This window comes from Chitinophaga nivalis (genome assembly GCF_025989125.1).
Lineage (GTDB): Bacteria > Bacteroidota > Bacteroidia > Chitinophagales > Chitinophagaceae > Chitinophaga > Chitinophaga nivalis.
This window is the reverse complement of the sequence record NZ_JAPDNR010000001.1, coordinates 426,422-443,132: the sequence shown is the minus strand read 5'-3', so window position 1 is coordinate 443,132 and position 16,711 is coordinate 426,422. Positions and strand designations below refer to the sequence as shown.

General features: G+C 44.6%; 18 protein-coding genes. 11 read left to right on the top strand and 7 right to left on the bottom strand.

The genetic code is table 11. From position 1 onward, the window contains the following. Positions 1–35: 35 nt before the first annotated feature. The 6 genes from OL444_RS01840 to trmB form a co-directional block, all read right to left on the bottom strand. Positions 36–2,003 carry a histidine kinase gene (locus tag OL444_RS01840; protein WP_264734948.1) on the bottom strand — a complete coding sequence of 656 codons (1,968 nt, stop codon included), beginning with the start codon at positions 2,001–2,003 and terminating at the stop codon, positions 36–38. 133 nt (positions 2,004–2,136) lie between these two features. Further along, the gene (locus OL444_RS01835; protein WP_264734949.1) at positions 2,137–2,367 is read right to left on the bottom strand and encodes a 4a-hydroxytetrahydrobiopterin dehydratase; all 231 of its coding nucleotides are present in this window, start codon (positions 2,365–2,367) and stop codon (positions 2,137–2,139) included. A 91-nt stretch (positions 2,368–2,458) separates the two neighbouring features. Further along, positions 2,459–2,902 carry an IPExxxVDY family protein gene (locus OL444_RS01830; protein WP_264734950.1) on the bottom strand — a complete coding sequence of 148 codons (444 nt, stop codon included), beginning with the start codon at positions 2,900–2,902 and terminating at the stop codon, positions 2,459–2,461. A 51-nt stretch (positions 2,903–2,953) separates the two neighbouring features. Continuing rightward, positions 2,954–3,373, bottom strand: coding sequence for an MGMT family protein (locus OL444_RS01825; protein WP_264734951.1), 420 nt, complete (start codon positions 3,371–3,373; stop codon positions 2,954–2,956). Then, entirely contained in the window at positions 3,303–3,449 is a 147-nt protein-coding gene (locus OL444_RS01820) for a DUF5522 domain-containing protein (RefSeq protein ID WP_264735323.1), read from the bottom strand. Before OL444_RS01820 ends, OL444_RS01825 begins: the two co-directional genes overlap by 71 nt. 25 nt (positions 3,450–3,474) lie before the next feature. Continuing rightward, positions 3,475–4,182: a tRNA (guanosine(46)-N7)-methyltransferase TrmB gene (trmB, locus tag OL444_RS01815; protein WP_264734952.1), complete on the bottom strand. Its 708-nt coding sequence runs from the start codon at positions 4,180–4,182 to the stop codon at positions 3,475–3,477. 458 nt (positions 4,183–4,640) lie between these two features. Between trmB and OL444_RS01810 the strand changes: the two genes are divergently transcribed. Next, positions 4,641–5,108: an Lrp/AsnC ligand binding domain-containing protein gene (locus OL444_RS01810; RefSeq protein ID WP_079471223.1), complete on the top strand. Its 468-nt coding sequence runs from the start codon at positions 4,641–4,643 to the stop codon at positions 5,106–5,108. 63 nt (positions 5,109–5,171) lie between these two features. Next, a complete protein-coding gene (locus tag OL444_RS01805; protein WP_264734953.1) occupies positions 5,172–6,101 on the top strand; it encodes a tryptophan 2,3-dioxygenase family protein in 930 nt (309 codons plus the stop codon). 7 nt (positions 6,102–6,108) lie between these two features. Here OL444_RS01805 and OL444_RS01800 read toward each other — a convergent pair whose 3' ends face one another. Continuing rightward, positions 6,109–6,816: an alpha/beta fold hydrolase gene (locus OL444_RS01800; RefSeq protein WP_264734954.1), complete on the bottom strand. Its 708-nt coding sequence runs from the start codon at positions 6,814–6,816 to the stop codon at positions 6,109–6,111. A gap of 222 nt (positions 6,817–7,038) precedes the next feature. On the opposite strand from OL444_RS01800, the gene OL444_RS01795 reads away from it, so the two are divergent. The 9 genes from OL444_RS01795 (at position 7,039) to OL444_RS01755 (ending at position 16,677) form a co-directional block, all read left to right on the top strand. Beyond that, complete coding sequence (locus OL444_RS01795) at positions 7,039–7,755, top strand: DUF4290 domain-containing protein (RefSeq protein WP_264734955.1); 717 nt, start codon at positions 7,039–7,041, stop codon at positions 7,753–7,755. Beyond that, a complete protein-coding gene (gene murA, locus OL444_RS01790; RefSeq protein ID WP_264734956.1) occupies positions 7,752–9,065 on the top strand; it encodes a UDP-N-acetylglucosamine 1-carboxyvinyltransferase in 1,314 nt (437 codons plus the stop codon). Before OL444_RS01795 ends, murA begins: the two co-directional genes overlap by 4 nt. Before the next feature lie 106 nt (positions 9,066–9,171). Next, positions 9,172–9,741: a guanylate kinase gene (gene gmk / locus OL444_RS01785; protein ID WP_264734957.1), complete on the top strand. Its 570-nt coding sequence runs from the start codon at positions 9,172–9,174 to the stop codon at positions 9,739–9,741. 42 nt (positions 9,742–9,783) lie between these two features. Next, positions 9,784–11,052, top strand: a complete 1,269-nt coding sequence (locus OL444_RS01780; protein WP_264734958.1) for a hemolysin family protein — start codon at positions 9,784–9,786, stop codon at positions 11,050–11,052. A gap of 623 nt (positions 11,053–11,675) precedes the next feature. After that, positions 11,676–12,533, top strand: a complete 858-nt coding sequence (gene tatC / locus OL444_RS01775; RefSeq protein WP_264734959.1) for a twin-arginine translocase subunit TatC — start codon at positions 11,676–11,678, stop codon at positions 12,531–12,533. A 25-nt stretch (positions 12,534–12,558) separates the two neighbouring features. After that, entirely contained in the window at positions 12,559–13,017 is a 459-nt protein-coding gene (gene rpiB / locus OL444_RS01770) for a ribose 5-phosphate isomerase B (RefSeq protein WP_264734960.1), read from the top strand. A 135-nt stretch (positions 13,018–13,152) separates the two neighbouring features. Then, positions 13,153–14,691, top strand: coding sequence for a M28 family peptidase (locus OL444_RS01765; protein ID WP_264734961.1), 1,539 nt, complete (start codon positions 13,153–13,155; stop codon positions 14,689–14,691). Positions 14,692–15,341: 650 nt separating this feature from the next. Next, complete coding sequence (locus tag OL444_RS01760; RefSeq protein ID WP_264734962.1) at positions 15,342–15,872, top strand: HdeD family acid-resistance protein; 531 nt, start codon at positions 15,342–15,344, stop codon at positions 15,870–15,872. Between the two features lie 304 nt (positions 15,873–16,176). After that, positions 16,177–16,677, top strand: a complete 501-nt coding sequence (locus tag OL444_RS01755; protein ID WP_264734963.1) for an RNA polymerase sigma factor — start codon at positions 16,177–16,179, stop codon at positions 16,675–16,677. Positions 16,678–16,711: the final 34 nt, after the last annotated feature.

Sequence of the window (16,711 nt, the reverse complement as noted above, 5' to 3'; positions counted from 1 at the left end):
ATAACTTACTAACGTTGACGCATATATTAATATAATTATAATTGAGGGATCAGTATTTTCACAATCGTTCCACTATCATCTTCTTCAGATGACCGGTCTATGATTTCTATATGTATATCTGTATTGTACATTTTATTCAGCAGCTCTGCCCGGTTCTGGCTGATCTCCATCCCGGATGACTGATGGTGTTTGGGCAGCATACGCATGGATTTGGAACGCGCAATCCCAATACCGTTATCAGCGATCACACATTCCAGCATATCGGCAGCTACCTGATTGAAATGAATAGACAGTTTACCGGTAGGTTGTTTGGGATTGGTCATGCCGTGTTTTACGGCATTCTCTACATAAGGTTGCAGCAACATGGCCGGTATTTCCAGTTCAGCAGTCGCAATATCCGCATCTACAATAATTTCATATTCCATCCTGTTCTCAAACCGCATCTTCTCCAATCCCAGATAGGTGTTCAGGTAAGTAATCTCATCTGCCAGTGATATAAAATTACGCCGGGAAAAATCCAGTGTTTTACGGATCAGGTAAGAAAAATCCGACAGGTATTTCTGGGCATACTCATAATCGCGCTGCATCACAAACAGCTGAATAGAGTTGAGACAGTTAAAAATAAAATGAGGATTGATCTGCGCGCGAATGGCTTTTAGCTCAATCTCTGTCAGCTTTTTATCGTATTCTATTTCCAGTTGTTTTTTCCGTTGTTCTTCCAGTTCCTGTTTTTTCCGGAGAATTTCAGTGGTCTGCTCTTTTACCAGTTCTTCCAATTGCTCGTTCAGCTTGCGTTGCAGCTCTTTGTTCTTATTCAGTTGTTTGATGAGCAGCTCCTGGGTACGGGTTCTTTCGTGGTGTACCAGCTTATTGCGGTAACTGAGTCCTGCCAGGAAAAACATGGCCTGTAATATAATACCACCAATAAGTAAGAGGGTAGGCGCCGTCAGTTCGCCCAATGCACCCAACAGTCCCATCGGACGGATGTGCATTAAGAAAGATCCCAGACAGGCCAGGTACAGGCAACCGGAGCCACACAGGAAAAAGCGTACCAGCGGATGGTGTTTGGAACGTCGGGTGAAGGCTACAAATATAGCCAGCAAGGGTACCAGTGTTACAAAGTATACATAGCCGTAAATAATGGTGGGGAGGTGATATTGTTCTATTGCTACGCAATACATGCAGATCAGTATCAGTACGCCTACGCTGGTGGCTACCCAGTTACTGATCCGTTCCATGAGCGGATATCGTTCGCGCAGGTTCAGGAAAGCATTGCCGAAGAGCAGATACATCATGTAGAAGCAAAACAGCAACCCGGGTATATCCCAGTAATATTTGAGCATGGGCCAGCGGTGGAAGAAAGACAGCTGATAAGGCTTGCTTTCCAGCCGGAGGGCAAAAAAGAGGATGAGTCCCAGTACATAGGTCGCAAAATACAGATAAGACCGGTCTGGCAGCTGGATGTAATTGATCACCGAAATACTGAAAAAAACCAGGAGCATGCCCAGTAACACCAGTATGACCACCGTTTCTTTCCGGTAGATGCCCAGTTGTTTGTCCTGCCACTGCGCATAGGCCTGATCGTTATACAATATAGGCATCAGCGGATTTTCGTTGTAGGACTTGTTGATAATATGGAGGTAGAAGGTACGGGTTTCCAGTGCGGGGATAGTCGTCACAAAACCATAGTGGTCCCATCTTTCCACGCCACCGTCGTCCAGCATTAAGCCTGTTTGCATGAGGAGGCGGAAGCTGTCGCCGGGTATTTGCCGGTACCAGTACATGTAATCGTGCCATCCGGCAAACAGGGTGTAGCTGATGGCTTCCCGGGTGTTATTTTTGATGTGAAGCCGCAGCCAGCAATTGTTTACCCGGTCATTATTTTTTTTATAGTTATGAAACAGAAGGGTGTCGTGTAGGAAGGGTAGCTGCATCACCTGTTGCAGGGTAAGGTGACCGCTGCTATCCGTACGGCTATACATGTAAGGACGCAGATCCTTCATGACCGGGATGTGCGCCGGATTGATTATCAGTGTGTCTGCTGGGGCATGTTGTTGTATGGCAAAGGACTCTGCAGTGTAACAGTACAACAGCAGCATTAAAAAAATGCGCTTCACAAATGGTGTATAAATTTGGTTATAGCAATGTATCAATAGCTTTCGCGAGTGCTTCATCTTTGGCGGTGATCACATTTCCTGCATCGTGTGTGCTAAGATATATTTCCACTTTATTGTATACATTTACCCAGTAGGGGTGATGATCCATTTTTTCTGCTACCAGGGCTACTTTAGTCATAAATGCAAATGCTTCCCGAAAGTCGTTGAATTCAAATGCCCTGTAAAGCTGTTTATTTTTTTCTTGCCACATAACGGAGTTTTATGATGAAATTCCAGGGTTCTGTCAAGAGGATTTGGTAAAATTATGCTGCAACCTCGGCTGTATATGCGAGTGTCCTGTCTTAAAAGATGAGGTTCATCTTGTTCCTGATCTCCTTTATGTCGAGTAAAGATACTAATTGTACAAGTGGAACATGACGTAATTCTTCCAATAATTTCTTTACATCATCAGGCTGATAGTAATCACCCTTAATCATCCAAAGAAAGTGAATATTTTTCAGTTCGGGGAGTAGAAATTCTGCCTGGCAATGATTATTATAAAAATAGTGTGCAACAGAGTTGGTCGGTTCATGAAATTCCAGCACCGTAAAATGAAAGGATCTGGTCTTTTTGGAAAGCGTAATTTCCAGGGAGTTGTTGACCCTGAAATTAGTATGCAGGTAACGGTTGATATGCCAGCATAGCTGGTAATCCGGAGCGGTGGAAGCAATACCGATCAGGTGGGTGCTCTCAAAAAAATCCTCCACTAACTGATCCTGGTCCAGCTTTAGTTTGAGTATCGTCATATAGATAAGCAGTGCTTCAACGGATTGGCTCCGGTGTTGGAAAATGAAAAATTATTGCTTCTTTTTACTAGCGCTTGTGATTCGTGCTCCCGGGTCCCAAAATACAGCTTTAAAATTTTCTATCTTATCTTCTTTTACCATGATGCCTTCCTGTTCCAGTAATTCCTGCATTAATGTGGGAGTGGGGAAGTGGCCTTTACCACTTAGTTCCCCATTACGGTTTACTACCCTGTGAGCTGGTACCGGAGGTTTGGCTTTACCGGCGCCATTCATGGCCCATCCTACCATACGGGCTGTGATCCGCAGGCCGCTGGCCTCTGCGATAGCGCCGTAGGAGGTGGCTCGTCCCCTTGGAATCTTCCGTACTATTTTAAACACGGCATCAAAAAAAGAAGCAGGTTCACTGCCGGCCTTCTCTTTCTTTGCGGCCGGCAAGGAGTGCTGATCTTTTGGGTTCGGGTACTTTTTCATAATTAAAAGGACAGTGTTTACATCCGTTGCCACAACAATAGCCCCGGTCCAGGTGAAACTTTTCTGTAAGAACCATTAACCCTTCTTCATTATAATAAAAGTCAATCTTCTCTGTCAACGGTTGCTTCATCAGATGGTAATTTGATGCTACGCCAGTCCAGCGGCGCAGCCGGCAGTTGGAATTTAAGATAGCGGATGGTTCTGCCGTCTGCCAGGTGCATGCCTTCGTAATAAGTCTGGATACGAAGCAGGGCCGGTACATCGGGCAGGGCGTATACATCCGGAATATCGGTGATCAGGGTACAACCTGCAGCGGCAATTACTTCCTGTGTAAAAGCATATAGCTGGGGAGAATCCGTTTTCAGGTTGATAGTGGCGCCCGGTGCCAGCAGTGGTTGGAACAGCTGCAGGAACTTGGGGTGCGTTAAGCGTTTTTTTGACTTGGAATTACGCAGGAAAGGGTCCGGAAAGGTAATCCAGATATCCTTGATCTCTCCCGCTGCAAAGTAATTATTGAGTTTATCGATCTGCGTCCGTAAAAAGGCAACATTGGTTAAAGGCTCCTGCAGGGCGGTTTTGGCGCCTCTCCAGATGCGGTTACCTTTCAGGTCTACGCCAATAAAGTTCTGGTCTTTAAACATCCGGGCCATGCCAAGGGTATAATCTCCTTTTCCGCAGGCCAGTTCCAGTGTAACCGGGTGGTTGTTTCCAAAGTGTTCCTGCCATTTTCCCTGCATTCCTTCCGGGTATATTAATACATTCGGGAATGTTTCTATTTCGGCAAAGCGTTGTAATTTTTTCTGTCCCATTTCCGCAAAAATAAGCCGAAAGAAGAAAATAAACAGAAGAAGGGGGAAAACAGCCGGTTGATAAGGGCTTCCGGAGGGAGTATAAAAGCAAAAGCGCTCACCGATGCAAGATCTGTGAACGCTTTAAACCAATTTAAGCTGTAGGAGGAGGAGTCGAACCTCCACGGGGCAGTTAGCCATTGTATAAATAAGATTAGTGGTCAACCCAACTATACAACGTTTATCCTGGACTCCCCACCCCCGAGACAAGAGGGCATGTCTGCCAATTTCATCATCCCACAATGTTTGTTATAATCATTACCAGCCGTCGCTTTTCGTAGGTTGTTTCGTGATGATTATGATGCAAATCTAAGGAGAAGGCAAGTTTCTTGCAAATTTTTTAAGAAAAATTTTTGAATTTTCGATATTTTTTAAATATTTGCATATAACTTTAATACAATCAAAAACAAATTGTAAAAATGAGCCACAATTTGAATATTGACAAACTGGACTTACAGATTATCAGCGAGATGATGTCTAATGCTGAAATCTCTTACGCTGATCTGGGGAAGAAATTGTTCGTTTCCGGAGGTACTATCCACGTGAGAATGAAGAAATTACAAGAGCTGGGTGTAGTTAAAGGTACTAAATTGCATGTAGATCTGAAAATGATCGGCTACGATGTAATTGCCTTTATCGGTATCTATCTTGAAAAAAGTTCCATGTATGATACCGTAGCTAAAGAATTAAGAAAGATCCCGGAAATGGTACGTCTTAATTATACGACCGGTAGCTACAGCATGTTCGCGGAAATCATCTGTAAGGACATTACGCAGCTGCGCCGCATCCTGCATGATGAGTTGCAGAAGATCAAAGGCATTGAAAGAACCGAAACCCTGATTTCACTGGAAGAGAGCTTTTACCGTACTATTAATGTAGTGGAATAATAATCCGCAAACAGGAGGTTGACCCCAGGTAAATTATTCGGGCATATTCATTAATTTCCGGCCATGGTTACAACAGAAATTGCCGAAAAAATACAACGGCTGGAAGAAAAATATGCTGCTATGGGGCAAAGCCTATCCGCTTATCTGGATGGCCTGCTCTATGCGGATTACCTGACTTACTGGGATTATATTCAGCTGGATGTCTTGCTAAACCTGCAACACCCACGCACGCCGATTCCTGATGAAAATATTTTCATCATTTATCATCAGATTACGGAATTGTACTTTAAATTATCATTGCAGGCAATCGAGCAGATCTGCCATGCACCTGTACTGACAGTAGATATTTTTAAGACGCAGCTCAAACGGATCAATAATTATTTCCGCAACCTGGTCCATTCCTTTGAAATCATGGTAGATGGTATGGATAAGGAACAATTCCTGCAGTTCCGGATGGCGTTGTTGCCGGCCAGCGGTTTCCAGAGTGGGCAGTTCCGGATGATCGAAATCTGTTCCACCCGGTTACTGAACCTGGTGTACGAGCCACAGCGGGAGGCACTGGCAGCAGAACCCCTGAAAACAGTACTGGACAACATCTATTGGCGCAACGGGGCTACTGAACTGTCGAGCGGTAAGAAAACCCTGACCCTGCGCCAGTTTGAGCTGAAATACATGGAACCTTTTCTGAGCCTGGCTACCCGTTATGAAGGCTTCAGTATGCAGGCGCGTTATCAGCAGCTGTCACCGGAAGAGCAACAGGAAGTAATACCCATGCTAAAGGAATATGATCTGAACATCAATGTGCGCTGGCCGTTGATGCACTATAAATCTGCCGTGAGATACCTGCACAAAAAACCGGAAGATATTGCTGCTACCGGTGGCACCAACTGGCAACAGTACCTGCCTCCGAAAAACAAGCGCATCGTGTTTTTCCCGGAACTCTGGACAACAGAAGAGCTGGACAACTGGGGTAAACTGGCTATGGGCGAGTAATACCGCGTTATAGTTTTTGTGTGGTAAACCTTCTTATATAATAAGCCAGTAACGGCACATCTGCTTTTTCCAGCGGGTGTGCCGTGTCGGGCAACACGGTGAACTGTGCCAGCGGTAAGGCTTTATATACTTCAATCGTTTCCTGAAAGCTCACCATACCATCTTTGTCGCCCATCATGAGCATACAGGGAGAAGCTATCTGCGCATAATCCGATAGTTTCAGCAGCGACTGATGTCCCAGGTCTTCTATTAAACGGGCGGTGTGTAACACCACGTCCTGCCAGTTTTTGCCGGTATGCCGCTCCTGCAGCTGCGCCGCAAAAGCAGGTACTTTTTCTGCTATCAGCGCGGGATCCAGCTGTTTTACTTCTTTGCCGGCAGTGGCTTCATTCCAGTTGTATTTGGTGCCCAGGGTGATAACATGACCGATTTTTTCCGGATGATGCCGGGCCAGATACATGGCTACATAGCCCCCCATGCTGTATCCAAAGAGGTGTACAAAGTCCAGTTGATGGCTTTCCAGATAGGCCAGTACTTCTGCTGCAAATACAGGAATACTGAATCCGTTCTCAGAAAACGGGGTATTGCCATGCCCACTGAAATCCAGCAGGTGTATGTCATAATGAGGGGCCAGTTCGGCGGTTAGCGCCGGAAACTGGGAGGAGGCGCCCAGCGCCCCATGTAAAAAAAGTATGGGGAGTTTATTCGTTTGCATAGAATAAAACTAGGAAAAGTATACCGAACAGGGAGCACGGAATTAAAATTCTCTTGCCTGCTGCGCTTTTCGCGCGGTAATACAGGCGCCCTGGCAATACGATAAACAATAGCCTGCAGTGGAATGATCCTCATATTTTTTTATTATGTTTGCATGGATGTTGCCGATTTATTACTTCACTTAAGATGTCCCATCATCAAATCATGTTTATAATTAATACTAATGGAATACAATACCACGCGTAATTACCTGATAATGAAAGAATATGGCAGGAATATCCAGAAAATGGTGGAATACCTGGGAACCATAGAAGACGACGAGGAGCGCCAGCGTAACGCGATGGCTGTGATAGAACTCATGGGTACGCTGAATCCGCATCTTAGAAATGTGGAAGATTTCAGACACAAATTGTGGGACCATATCTTTAACATTTCCGGATTCACCCTGAAAGTGGAATCCCCCTATCCGGTACCAACCGTAGAAAAACTGCGTGCGAAACCAGACAGACTGCCTTATCCTAAAAAATATCCCAGGAACCGTCACTTCGGTAAAAACCTGGAAATGATCATCGATAAAGCCTTGCATGAAGATAATCCCGAAAAAAAAGAAGGATTTACCCAATGTATCGGTAACTACATGAAACTGGCCTATACCAACTGGCATAAGGAAAGTGTACATGACGATGCTATCAAGGCAGAACTGTTGGCTATCTCCAACAATGAACTGGAGTTCCATCCCGGACACAGTGTCGCAGTTCCTTCCACCGGAGGTTTTGGCAATACCGGCAGCGGTAATACGAATACCGGCGGCGGAGAACAGTTCCGTACCAACAAACGTAAAGGCTTCCAGCAGAACAACAAGTTCAAAAACAACAATAACAGCGGGAAGAACAATAATAACAAGCACAATAACAAATACAGCAAAAACAGGAACAAGTGAGCAGTGCTTTTGAAGTAAGAGGTGGCAACCGCTTAAAAGGGGAAATAGTACCCCAGGGTGCCAAAAACGAAGCTTTACAAATCATCAGTGCAGTGATGCTGACCCCTGAAAAGGTTACTATCACCAATATTCCGGATATCGTAGATGTAAATCTGCTGATTGAGTTGTTAGGAGATGCAGGCGTAAAAACCAACCGTATCACCCGTGATACCTGCGAATTTCAGGCAGATGATATTGACCTGGAATACCTGGAAAGCGCGGAATTTAAAAAGAAATCAGGCCGTCTCCGTGGTTCTGTTATGATTGCCGGTCCTTTGCTGGCAAGGTTTGGGAAGGCTTTTATCCCCAAACCAGGCGGCGACAAAATTGGGCGCCGCAGACTGGATACCCACATCATCGGCTTCGAAAAGCTGGGTGCCAGGTTTGTATATGACTCCGACGATAATTACTTCCGCCTGGAAACGGCCCCTGGTGGCCTGAAAGGCACTTATATGCTGCTGGATGAACCCAGTGTGACCGGTACAGCCAATATCGTAATGGCTGCTGTAATGGCTTCCGGCATTACTACCATCTATAATGCAGCCTGCGAACCTTACCTGCAGCAGCTTTGCAAAATGCTCAACCGCATGGGTGCAAAGATCAATGGGGTAGGTTCCAACCTGCTCACCATCGAAGGCGTAACCTCCCTGGGAGGCTGCGAACATGCCATGCTCCCCGATATGATCGAGATCGGCTCCTTCATCGGACTGGCTGCGATGACGCAAAGTGAAATCACTATCAAAAATGCCGGGATCGAAAACCTGGGTATCATTCCTGAAAAATTCCGTCAGCTGGGTATCCAGCTCGAGATAAGAGGGAACGATATCTATATTCCTTCCCAGGAAGACTACGAAATACAAACATTCCTGGATGGCTCTATCCTGACCATTGCAGACCACCCATGGCCGGGTTTCACACCGGACCTGCTCAGCATCGTGCTGGTGGTGGCTACGCAGGCGAAAGGCAGTGTGATGATTCACCAGAAAATGTTTGAGAGCCGCCTGTTCTTTGTCGATAAACTGATCGACATGGGGGCACAGATTGTATTGTGCGATCCGCACAGAGCGGTCGTGATAGGCCTGGGCCGGCAGCATCCGTTGCGGGGTATTACCATGTCCTCCCCGGATATCCGCGCCGGTGTTTCCCTGCTCATCGCTGCACTCAGCGCAGAAGGCAAGAGCACTATCCAGAACATAGACCAGATAGATCGTGGCTACCAGTATATCGACGAAAGGTTGAGAAAACTGGGGGCAGACATCAAAAGAGTATAAACCGCAGTATATACTGCATCAAAACCCAAATTCCGGTAAAACATTTCTACTGGTTTTTGGGTTTTGCATTTGAAGCAACCGGCAATTTCTGACTTTTAATATCACAATGGAAAAAAAGATTATCATTATTACGGCTCCTTCCGGTGCCGGCAAAACTACTATCGTAAAGAAATTATTGGCCAACATGCCTGTGCTGGCCTTCTCTATTTCTGCCAGTACCCGTACGCCACGTGCCAATGAAGTACATGGTAAAGACTACTATTTCCTGTCCACAGATGAATTTCATCAGCAGATCGAAGCGCATGCTTTTGCAGAATATGAAATGGTATACGCCGGTAAATACTATGGTACCCTGAAAAGTGAACTGGAACGCATCTGGCAACAGGAACAGATTCCAATGGTAGATATAGATGTGAAAGGAGCATTGTCTATTAAAGAGAAATACCACGCCAACGCCTTAACGATATTCATTGAGCCACCTTCCCTGGATGCCTTGCGGGTACGTCTCAGTGAGCGCGGTACAGAAACACAGGCTTCCCTGGATGAACGCCTGGCCAAAGCACGGTATGAACTTTCTTTCTCTCATGAGTTTGACAAAATAGTGGTAAATGATGAACTGGAAAGGGCATACGAAGAAGTAAAAACGCTGGTGACAGACTTTTTAAATATAAAATAGCTGCGTGATCGTTGGTTTCCCTAATTCATTATTTTTGTTAGGATGGACGGATACACAATCATTATTTTGGTTTTCCTGGTATTGCTGACAGGCTTCTTCGCCGGAATTGAGGCTGCATTTGCCAACGTTAATAAGTTGAGCATTGAACTCAAGAAAAAGCAGGGGCGGGCTACAGGTAAAATATTAGCTGGATTCAATGAGAATCCCAGCCGCTTTCTGGCAACCAGCCTGGTAGGACTGACGATTACAGTAGTCATCTACAGTATTCTGGTAGCAGGGGTTTTTCAGCCGGTCTGGGAAGCCAATGCAGCCACGGCAGAAACTGCGAAAATGCTGCCGCTGGTCATTTTCCTGGAAATATTACTGGCCTCGCTGGTGATCCTGTTTTTGGGATTCTTTATTCCAAGGGCAGTATTCCGGTCAAGACCGGAAACATTACTGAGTTTTTTCGCATTACCTATTTCTTTAGTGGCAAAGCCATTATATATAATAGGGAATGTACTCGTATCAATATCCGAGTGGATGTTGAAATACCTGTTTAACGTACGCATACTGGATACCCGGGAATCCTTTACCCGCGTGGATGTAGAGCATTTCATCCGGCAGTCGCAGCAACACCTGGGCGAAAATCAGGAGCTGAATACAGAACTGTTTGAGAATGCCCTGTCGCTTGCGCACGTAAAAATCAGGGGCTGTCTTATCCCGCGTAAAGAAATTGAAGCGCTGGAAATTCAACGGCCTATTACAGATGCACGGGATAAATTCATGGATACGAAACTGTCTAAGATTATTATCTATGAAGGCAGCATCGACAATATCCTGGGGTATATTCATCAGTTGGATATGTTCAAGGCGCCGAAGGATATCAACAGCATTATCCATCCTATATTGGCCGTGCCGGAAACCATGAGTGCCATTGATCTGCTGAGCAAGTTCAATAAAGAACGCAAGAGCATCGCGTGGGTAGTGGATGAATTTGGTGGCACTGCAGGTATCGTGACCATTGAAGATGTACTGGAGGAAATCTTTGGTGAAATCAAAGATGAACACGATGAAGAAGAATTTGTAGAAAAACAGATTGCAGAAAAAGAATACATTTTTTCCGGAAGACTGGAGCTAGATTATTTGAACGAGAAATATGAGCTCGACTTCCCCGAAGATGAAAGTGAAACACTGTCCGGTTACATCATTAATCACCATGAAACCATTCCGAAGATTAAGGAAAGGATTATCATTGATGATTATGAGTTTGATATTCTAAACGTAACAGACACGCGGATTGAGATGGTGAAGATGAAGATTTTGGTATAGGAATACTAACCAATAATGCTGACTTATCGGATATTAATATGATATAAGAAATTGTATAATATTAGATATTAACGAGCCAATAACAATTTTGCTAAAACGTTTTTCAAAAAAGTAGTAGGAATTTAACACGGATTGTATACATTTGCCATAGATGATGTAACACAATGATTTGATTTTTGTTAAAAGGTTGTAAAAAAAGTGTTCCAACATTGATAATAAAATAATTCTTGTTATTTTTGTATTACAATATAAAAAACGCATCCAGCGACTCTTACTTATTCTGAACGCTTGCCATCAATTAGGTAAGTACGACAAACTGGAAGCTAAAGACATTCTCGAATTCAACTTTTTTGGGGTTAACAAACAATGGATGAAAGGCCGGCTCTTGATTCTTCTCGGGCTGGCTCTTTTTTTTGCCCTAACGCTTCACTCACTACGCTTTCACCTATACGATATCAGCTCCCTTAGCATTCACTAAAGCGTTTACAGCTATTACATACAGATTTAAAAGACAATTAAAACAGTGGCTTTATCGGCCAACCGCTGTTATTTGTTGTGTTCAACCGCTATATTTGTGATCTTGAACAAGAATCTGTTTTCAATATTGATCGATCATATTAAGCATGTTAAAGAAAATTTTCTCCAATAACGACGACAAGGCAGAAATGTCTTTCTTTGACCACCTGGAAGATCTCCGGTGGCACCTGGTTAGAGCAGCACTTGCACTGGTCGCATTCAGCATAATTGGATTTGTTTATACAAAGGAGATTCTGGATAATGTAATTTTCGGACCCACCAACGCTGATTTCCCTTCTTATATCGTTCTCTGTAAACTGAGCCACCTCGTAGGGCTGGGAGATAACCTGTGTATTACACCGGTGAAAGTACAGTTCCAGAACTTTAAGATGGTCGGACAGATTATGTTGCAGTTCAAACTGGCTTTCATCATCGGCTTCGTATGTGCATTCCCTTATATCTTCTGGGAATTCTGGCGCTTTGTAAAACCTGCGTTGAAAGAAAAAGAACTGAAAGGAGCAAGAGGTGTGATCTTTTGGGTATCGTTTCAGTTTTTCCTGGGAATTGCATTCGCCTATTTCCTGATGGCGCCTTTCACTATTAACTTCCTGGCTTCCTATACGGTAACAGATAAAGCGATTAACCAGTTTTTTATTGATGATTATTTTGATCTGATGACACAGATCATACTGGGGATGGGATTATTATTTGAATTGCCTATCCTGGTATTTTTCCTGACCAAGCTGGGAATACTGACACCTGCTTTTCTGCGTTCCTACAGACGCCATGCAATTGTAGTGATCCTGATCCTGGCTGCGGTGATTACACCACCCGATCTGGTAGATCAGCTGATCGTATTTGTGCCGCTGTACTGTCTTTACGAAATCAGTATCTTTATATCCAAGAAAGCACTGAAAGACCGGGAAAACAAACTGGCCAAACCGGAAGTAGAAGAGTGGTCTTAATTTGTTAACTGTAAACTATACTGATATGGAACATACTACTTTTAACCTGGCGTTGCCTGTAGCCATTGGAGCAGACCATGCAGGATTTGAGTATAAAGAAGAAGTAATATCCTACCTGGAAGCAAAAGGCCTCCAGGTAAAAGACTATGGCACCCATTCCGGTGAATCAGTGGATTATCCTGATTATGCCCATCCGGTAGCCACTGCGGTGGAAAGAGGTACTGCCGGTGTTGGTATCCTGATCTGTGGAAGCGCCAACGGCGTGGCTATTACAGCCAATAAACACCAGGGTATACGTGCAGCTATTTGCTGGGGAGAAGAACTGGCCAGACTGGCACGTTCCCACAACAATGCAAATGTATTGTGCATACCGGCCCGCTTTGTAGATACAGCTGTAGCCAAACAAATGGTAGATGTATTTATAGACACGCCATTTGAAGGTGGCCGTCATCAGAACCGGGTAAGTAAAATGGCCTGCCTGTAATCGTGCAGACCATACCTCATTTTTACCTTTACGAGTACACGAAATTGTTGTAATATTAAAGAGCCGGAAATATTTTCCGGCTCTTCGTTTATGAGCAACTATCCATCCCCGACATCTAACCATAATCTGACTATCATGAGCGTCTTCCGGGTTATTATTGCCTGTATCTTACTCTCGGCTGCTGCGCACGCGCAGGATAACAAACCACATCCCGCCGCCAAAAGCTCCGTGGCAGAAAAATATGGGACAACCATTACCAATGCTGCCTTGAAAAAACAACTGTATATCATTGCAGGGCCGGAGATGGAAGGTCGTGAAACAGCTACCCGTGGTCAGGAAAGAGCGGCCGCCTATATTGCCGGCCAGTTTCGGGAAATTGGGCTGCAACCAGGTGTACAGGGTAAATGGGAACAACATTACCCGTTGTATTCCGATAGCCTGAAACAGGGCACCATGACTGTAAGAGGAAAAACATTTGAATATGGAGATGGCTTTATAGCAGACCTGCGTACCAGTCACGAAGATGATATTGCCACCGCAAAAGTGGTATTTGCCGGATATGGAATTGTGGCAGATGGCCGGGATGATTACCGCAACCTGGACGCCAGCAATGGCGTGGTGTTGATCCGGGAAGGCACTGTGCCGGGCATTGCTGCCGACAAAAGCCGGTTGATAGATAAAATCAAGGTGGCAAAGGAAAAAGGCGCCCGTGCTTTACTGGTGATTACACCCGCAGTAGATCGGTACCGCGCGTTGGATCAGCGTCAGCTGCGTAAAACAGGTACCTATCTGGAGCGCGATACCATTGTTCGCGCACTGAATGTGTACTTTGTGTCGCCGGCGATGGCAGCCGTGATCCTCGGCATTGGCGAAAGCGACAGTTTATTGGCCGATATCCATAGTGGAAAAAGAAAACCGGCGATGATTGATACGGGTATCCATATTTTATTCCGGAAGGAATTTATGACCCTGCGTCCCTGTAATGTACTGGGCTATCTGGAAGGCTCCGATAAAAAAGACGAAATCGTTTTCATCACCGCACATTTCGATCATCTGGGTCAGCGGGGTGATAAAATATTCTATGGCGCAGATGACGATGGTTCCGGTACCAGTGCCGTGATTTCCATTGCCGCTGCTTTTGCACAGGCTAAAAGAGAAGGCCATGGCCCGCGCCGCAGTATGGTGTTTATGACCGTATCGGGAGAAGAAAAAGGATTGCTGGGATCCAAGTATTATACTTCACATCCGGTATATCCACTGGCACAAACCGTGGTAGACCTGAATATAGATATGATAGGCCGGATTGATCCGGCGCATGAAAAAGATACGAACTACGTATACATCATCGGAGATAACAAACTCAGCTCCGAGTTACGTCCGATCAATGAAAAAGCCAATGATACCTATACCGGTTTGCAACTGGATTATAAGTATAACAGTCCCGATGATCCGGAAGCGTTTTATTATCGCTCCGATCATTACATGTTTGCACAACATAATATTCCCATCATATTTTACTTCAACGGTACACACGCCGACTATCATCAGCACACGGATACGGTAGATAAAATCAATTTCGATCTGTTGACCAGAAGGGCACAGCTTGTTTTCTATACTGCCTGGGATATTGCGAACAGGGAGCTGCGTCCGGTAGTAGACAGGCATGAAGAATAGCCTGATAGCCCGCTACTGGCTTATTAAAAGCGTGCTGATCATTTTCGTGTTAATAATTTCGTATAGCCATGGCAGTTATTGCCAATGTTAAGTTTCTGTAGATTATATAGTTATTGGCGAAAAAGGTTTTGTTTTTTTAACAAAATTTTATAAATTGTGTATAGAGTCCATTAGCCTTAAGAATCAATACGTGTCTTTTGTTTTGTTCGAATAATGAATGAATCATCGTGTGATAAGTTGTTCGTTACAGGCGGATTATTTTTTAGTCGAGAGCTGGCTCCCCATTAAACATTTTTAACTAAGCTGTTGTTGTTCAATCGGTATTTATAGTATCAGGCGGTGAATAAGAAAATACGTCGTCTCTTGTGCCCCGTTATTTGATAAACATATAAATTACCATTTATGAAAACACCGCCACCTTGTATGTGTTGAGCCTTTATTATCCTTTGAGGTGTTTGTCCGCAGGCACTTCGGTGTCATGTTGTAACGGAGCTACATAGTATGCACGAGCATTGCAATAGAGAATAGAGCTTTAGGCTATCCTGGTTGTTCAAAATGTATGAAACGGAAATCCTATTTATAATATACGCGATTGTATATACCCCTGCCATGTTGAAGCTGCTCATTGCGAAATTATAAATTGAGAATGCATGCATAATTTTTTTAACGCTTACTGGTGGATCTTCTTACTAAGAGGTTTGTTTGCGCTGCTGTTGGGCATCCTGGCTATATGCTGGCCAGGCGTAACTTTTACAACCTTTATCATTTTTATAGGAGCCTATTTATTAATAGCGGGCATCTTTGCTATCATCGGAGCGGTAGCGGCCCGCAAAACAAATGAAAACTGGGGTATATTCCTGCTATCCGGTATTGCCGGTGTTATATTAGGTATCCTTACCTTCTATAATCCTTTTATTACAGGAGCAGCCCTGATTTATCTGGCGGCCTTCTGGGCCATTCTGGCCGGACTTATTGAAATCATTATTGCTATCAGATTAAGAAAAGTAATCACCGGTGAAGGCTGGTATATCGCAGGTGGTTGCCTCACAGTTATCTTTGGTTTATTACTTTTTTCCAATCCGGTGGCAGCAGCAGTAACGCTTACCTGGTTATTCGGTATCTACGCGGTGGTATCAGGTGTCATGTTGATCTCTTTGTCGTTACGGCTGCGCAAACGTTGAGTTATAGTTACAACCTTCCAATATTTGAATTAAAGACCGTTCGCCCTGTTGTCATTCTAATTACCCCATATGCTTGTTTATTTTCTAACTAAAACGCTTACACGATGAAAACAAAAAAACTGGCAAGAATGCCTGTTGAAGCCGGTTATTAAGGCTATTGATGCCGCCTGGGGTCTATGTCCCGGTTATAGGTATAATCCGGTATTCACCCCATGTCCGTCGTAACAGCCTTATTCCTTTCCTCCGGCCTGTTTGAAGGCAGCCTTTGCTGTGGCTTATTATCAATCAATTAAAGTTAACCGTTATGTCATCCACCGAATTCAACAATTTGTTATTGGGAAATGCTGATTTCCTGCGGCCATACGCCGTTACCCTCACCAAAGACGCGGAATCAGCCAAAGACCTCTATCAGGAAACCCTGTTCAGAGCTTTGTCTAACCGCGATAAATACCTGGCTGGTACCAATATCCGCGCCTGGCTGTATACCATCATGCGCAACATCTTTATCAACAATTACCGTCGGGGAAACCGCCAGTACAGATTACTGGATAATGCTGTCGGCGACTATCTGTTAAGTCACCAGCCATCAGCAGTAGGCAACTTTGCGGAATCCGATCTCCGGGTGAAAGATGTACAAATGGCCGTATATAACCTGCCGGTTATCTTCAAACAGCCATTTCTGCTGTATTTCGAAGGATACAAATATTATGAGATTGCCGCCATTCTCAACGAACCGCTGGGAACTGTGAAAAGTCGTATCCACTTCGCCCGTAAAATGCTGAAAACACGTATTACCCGCCATTGAGCCGGGGCCAACGGAAAATCGTGCGCCGGATTCC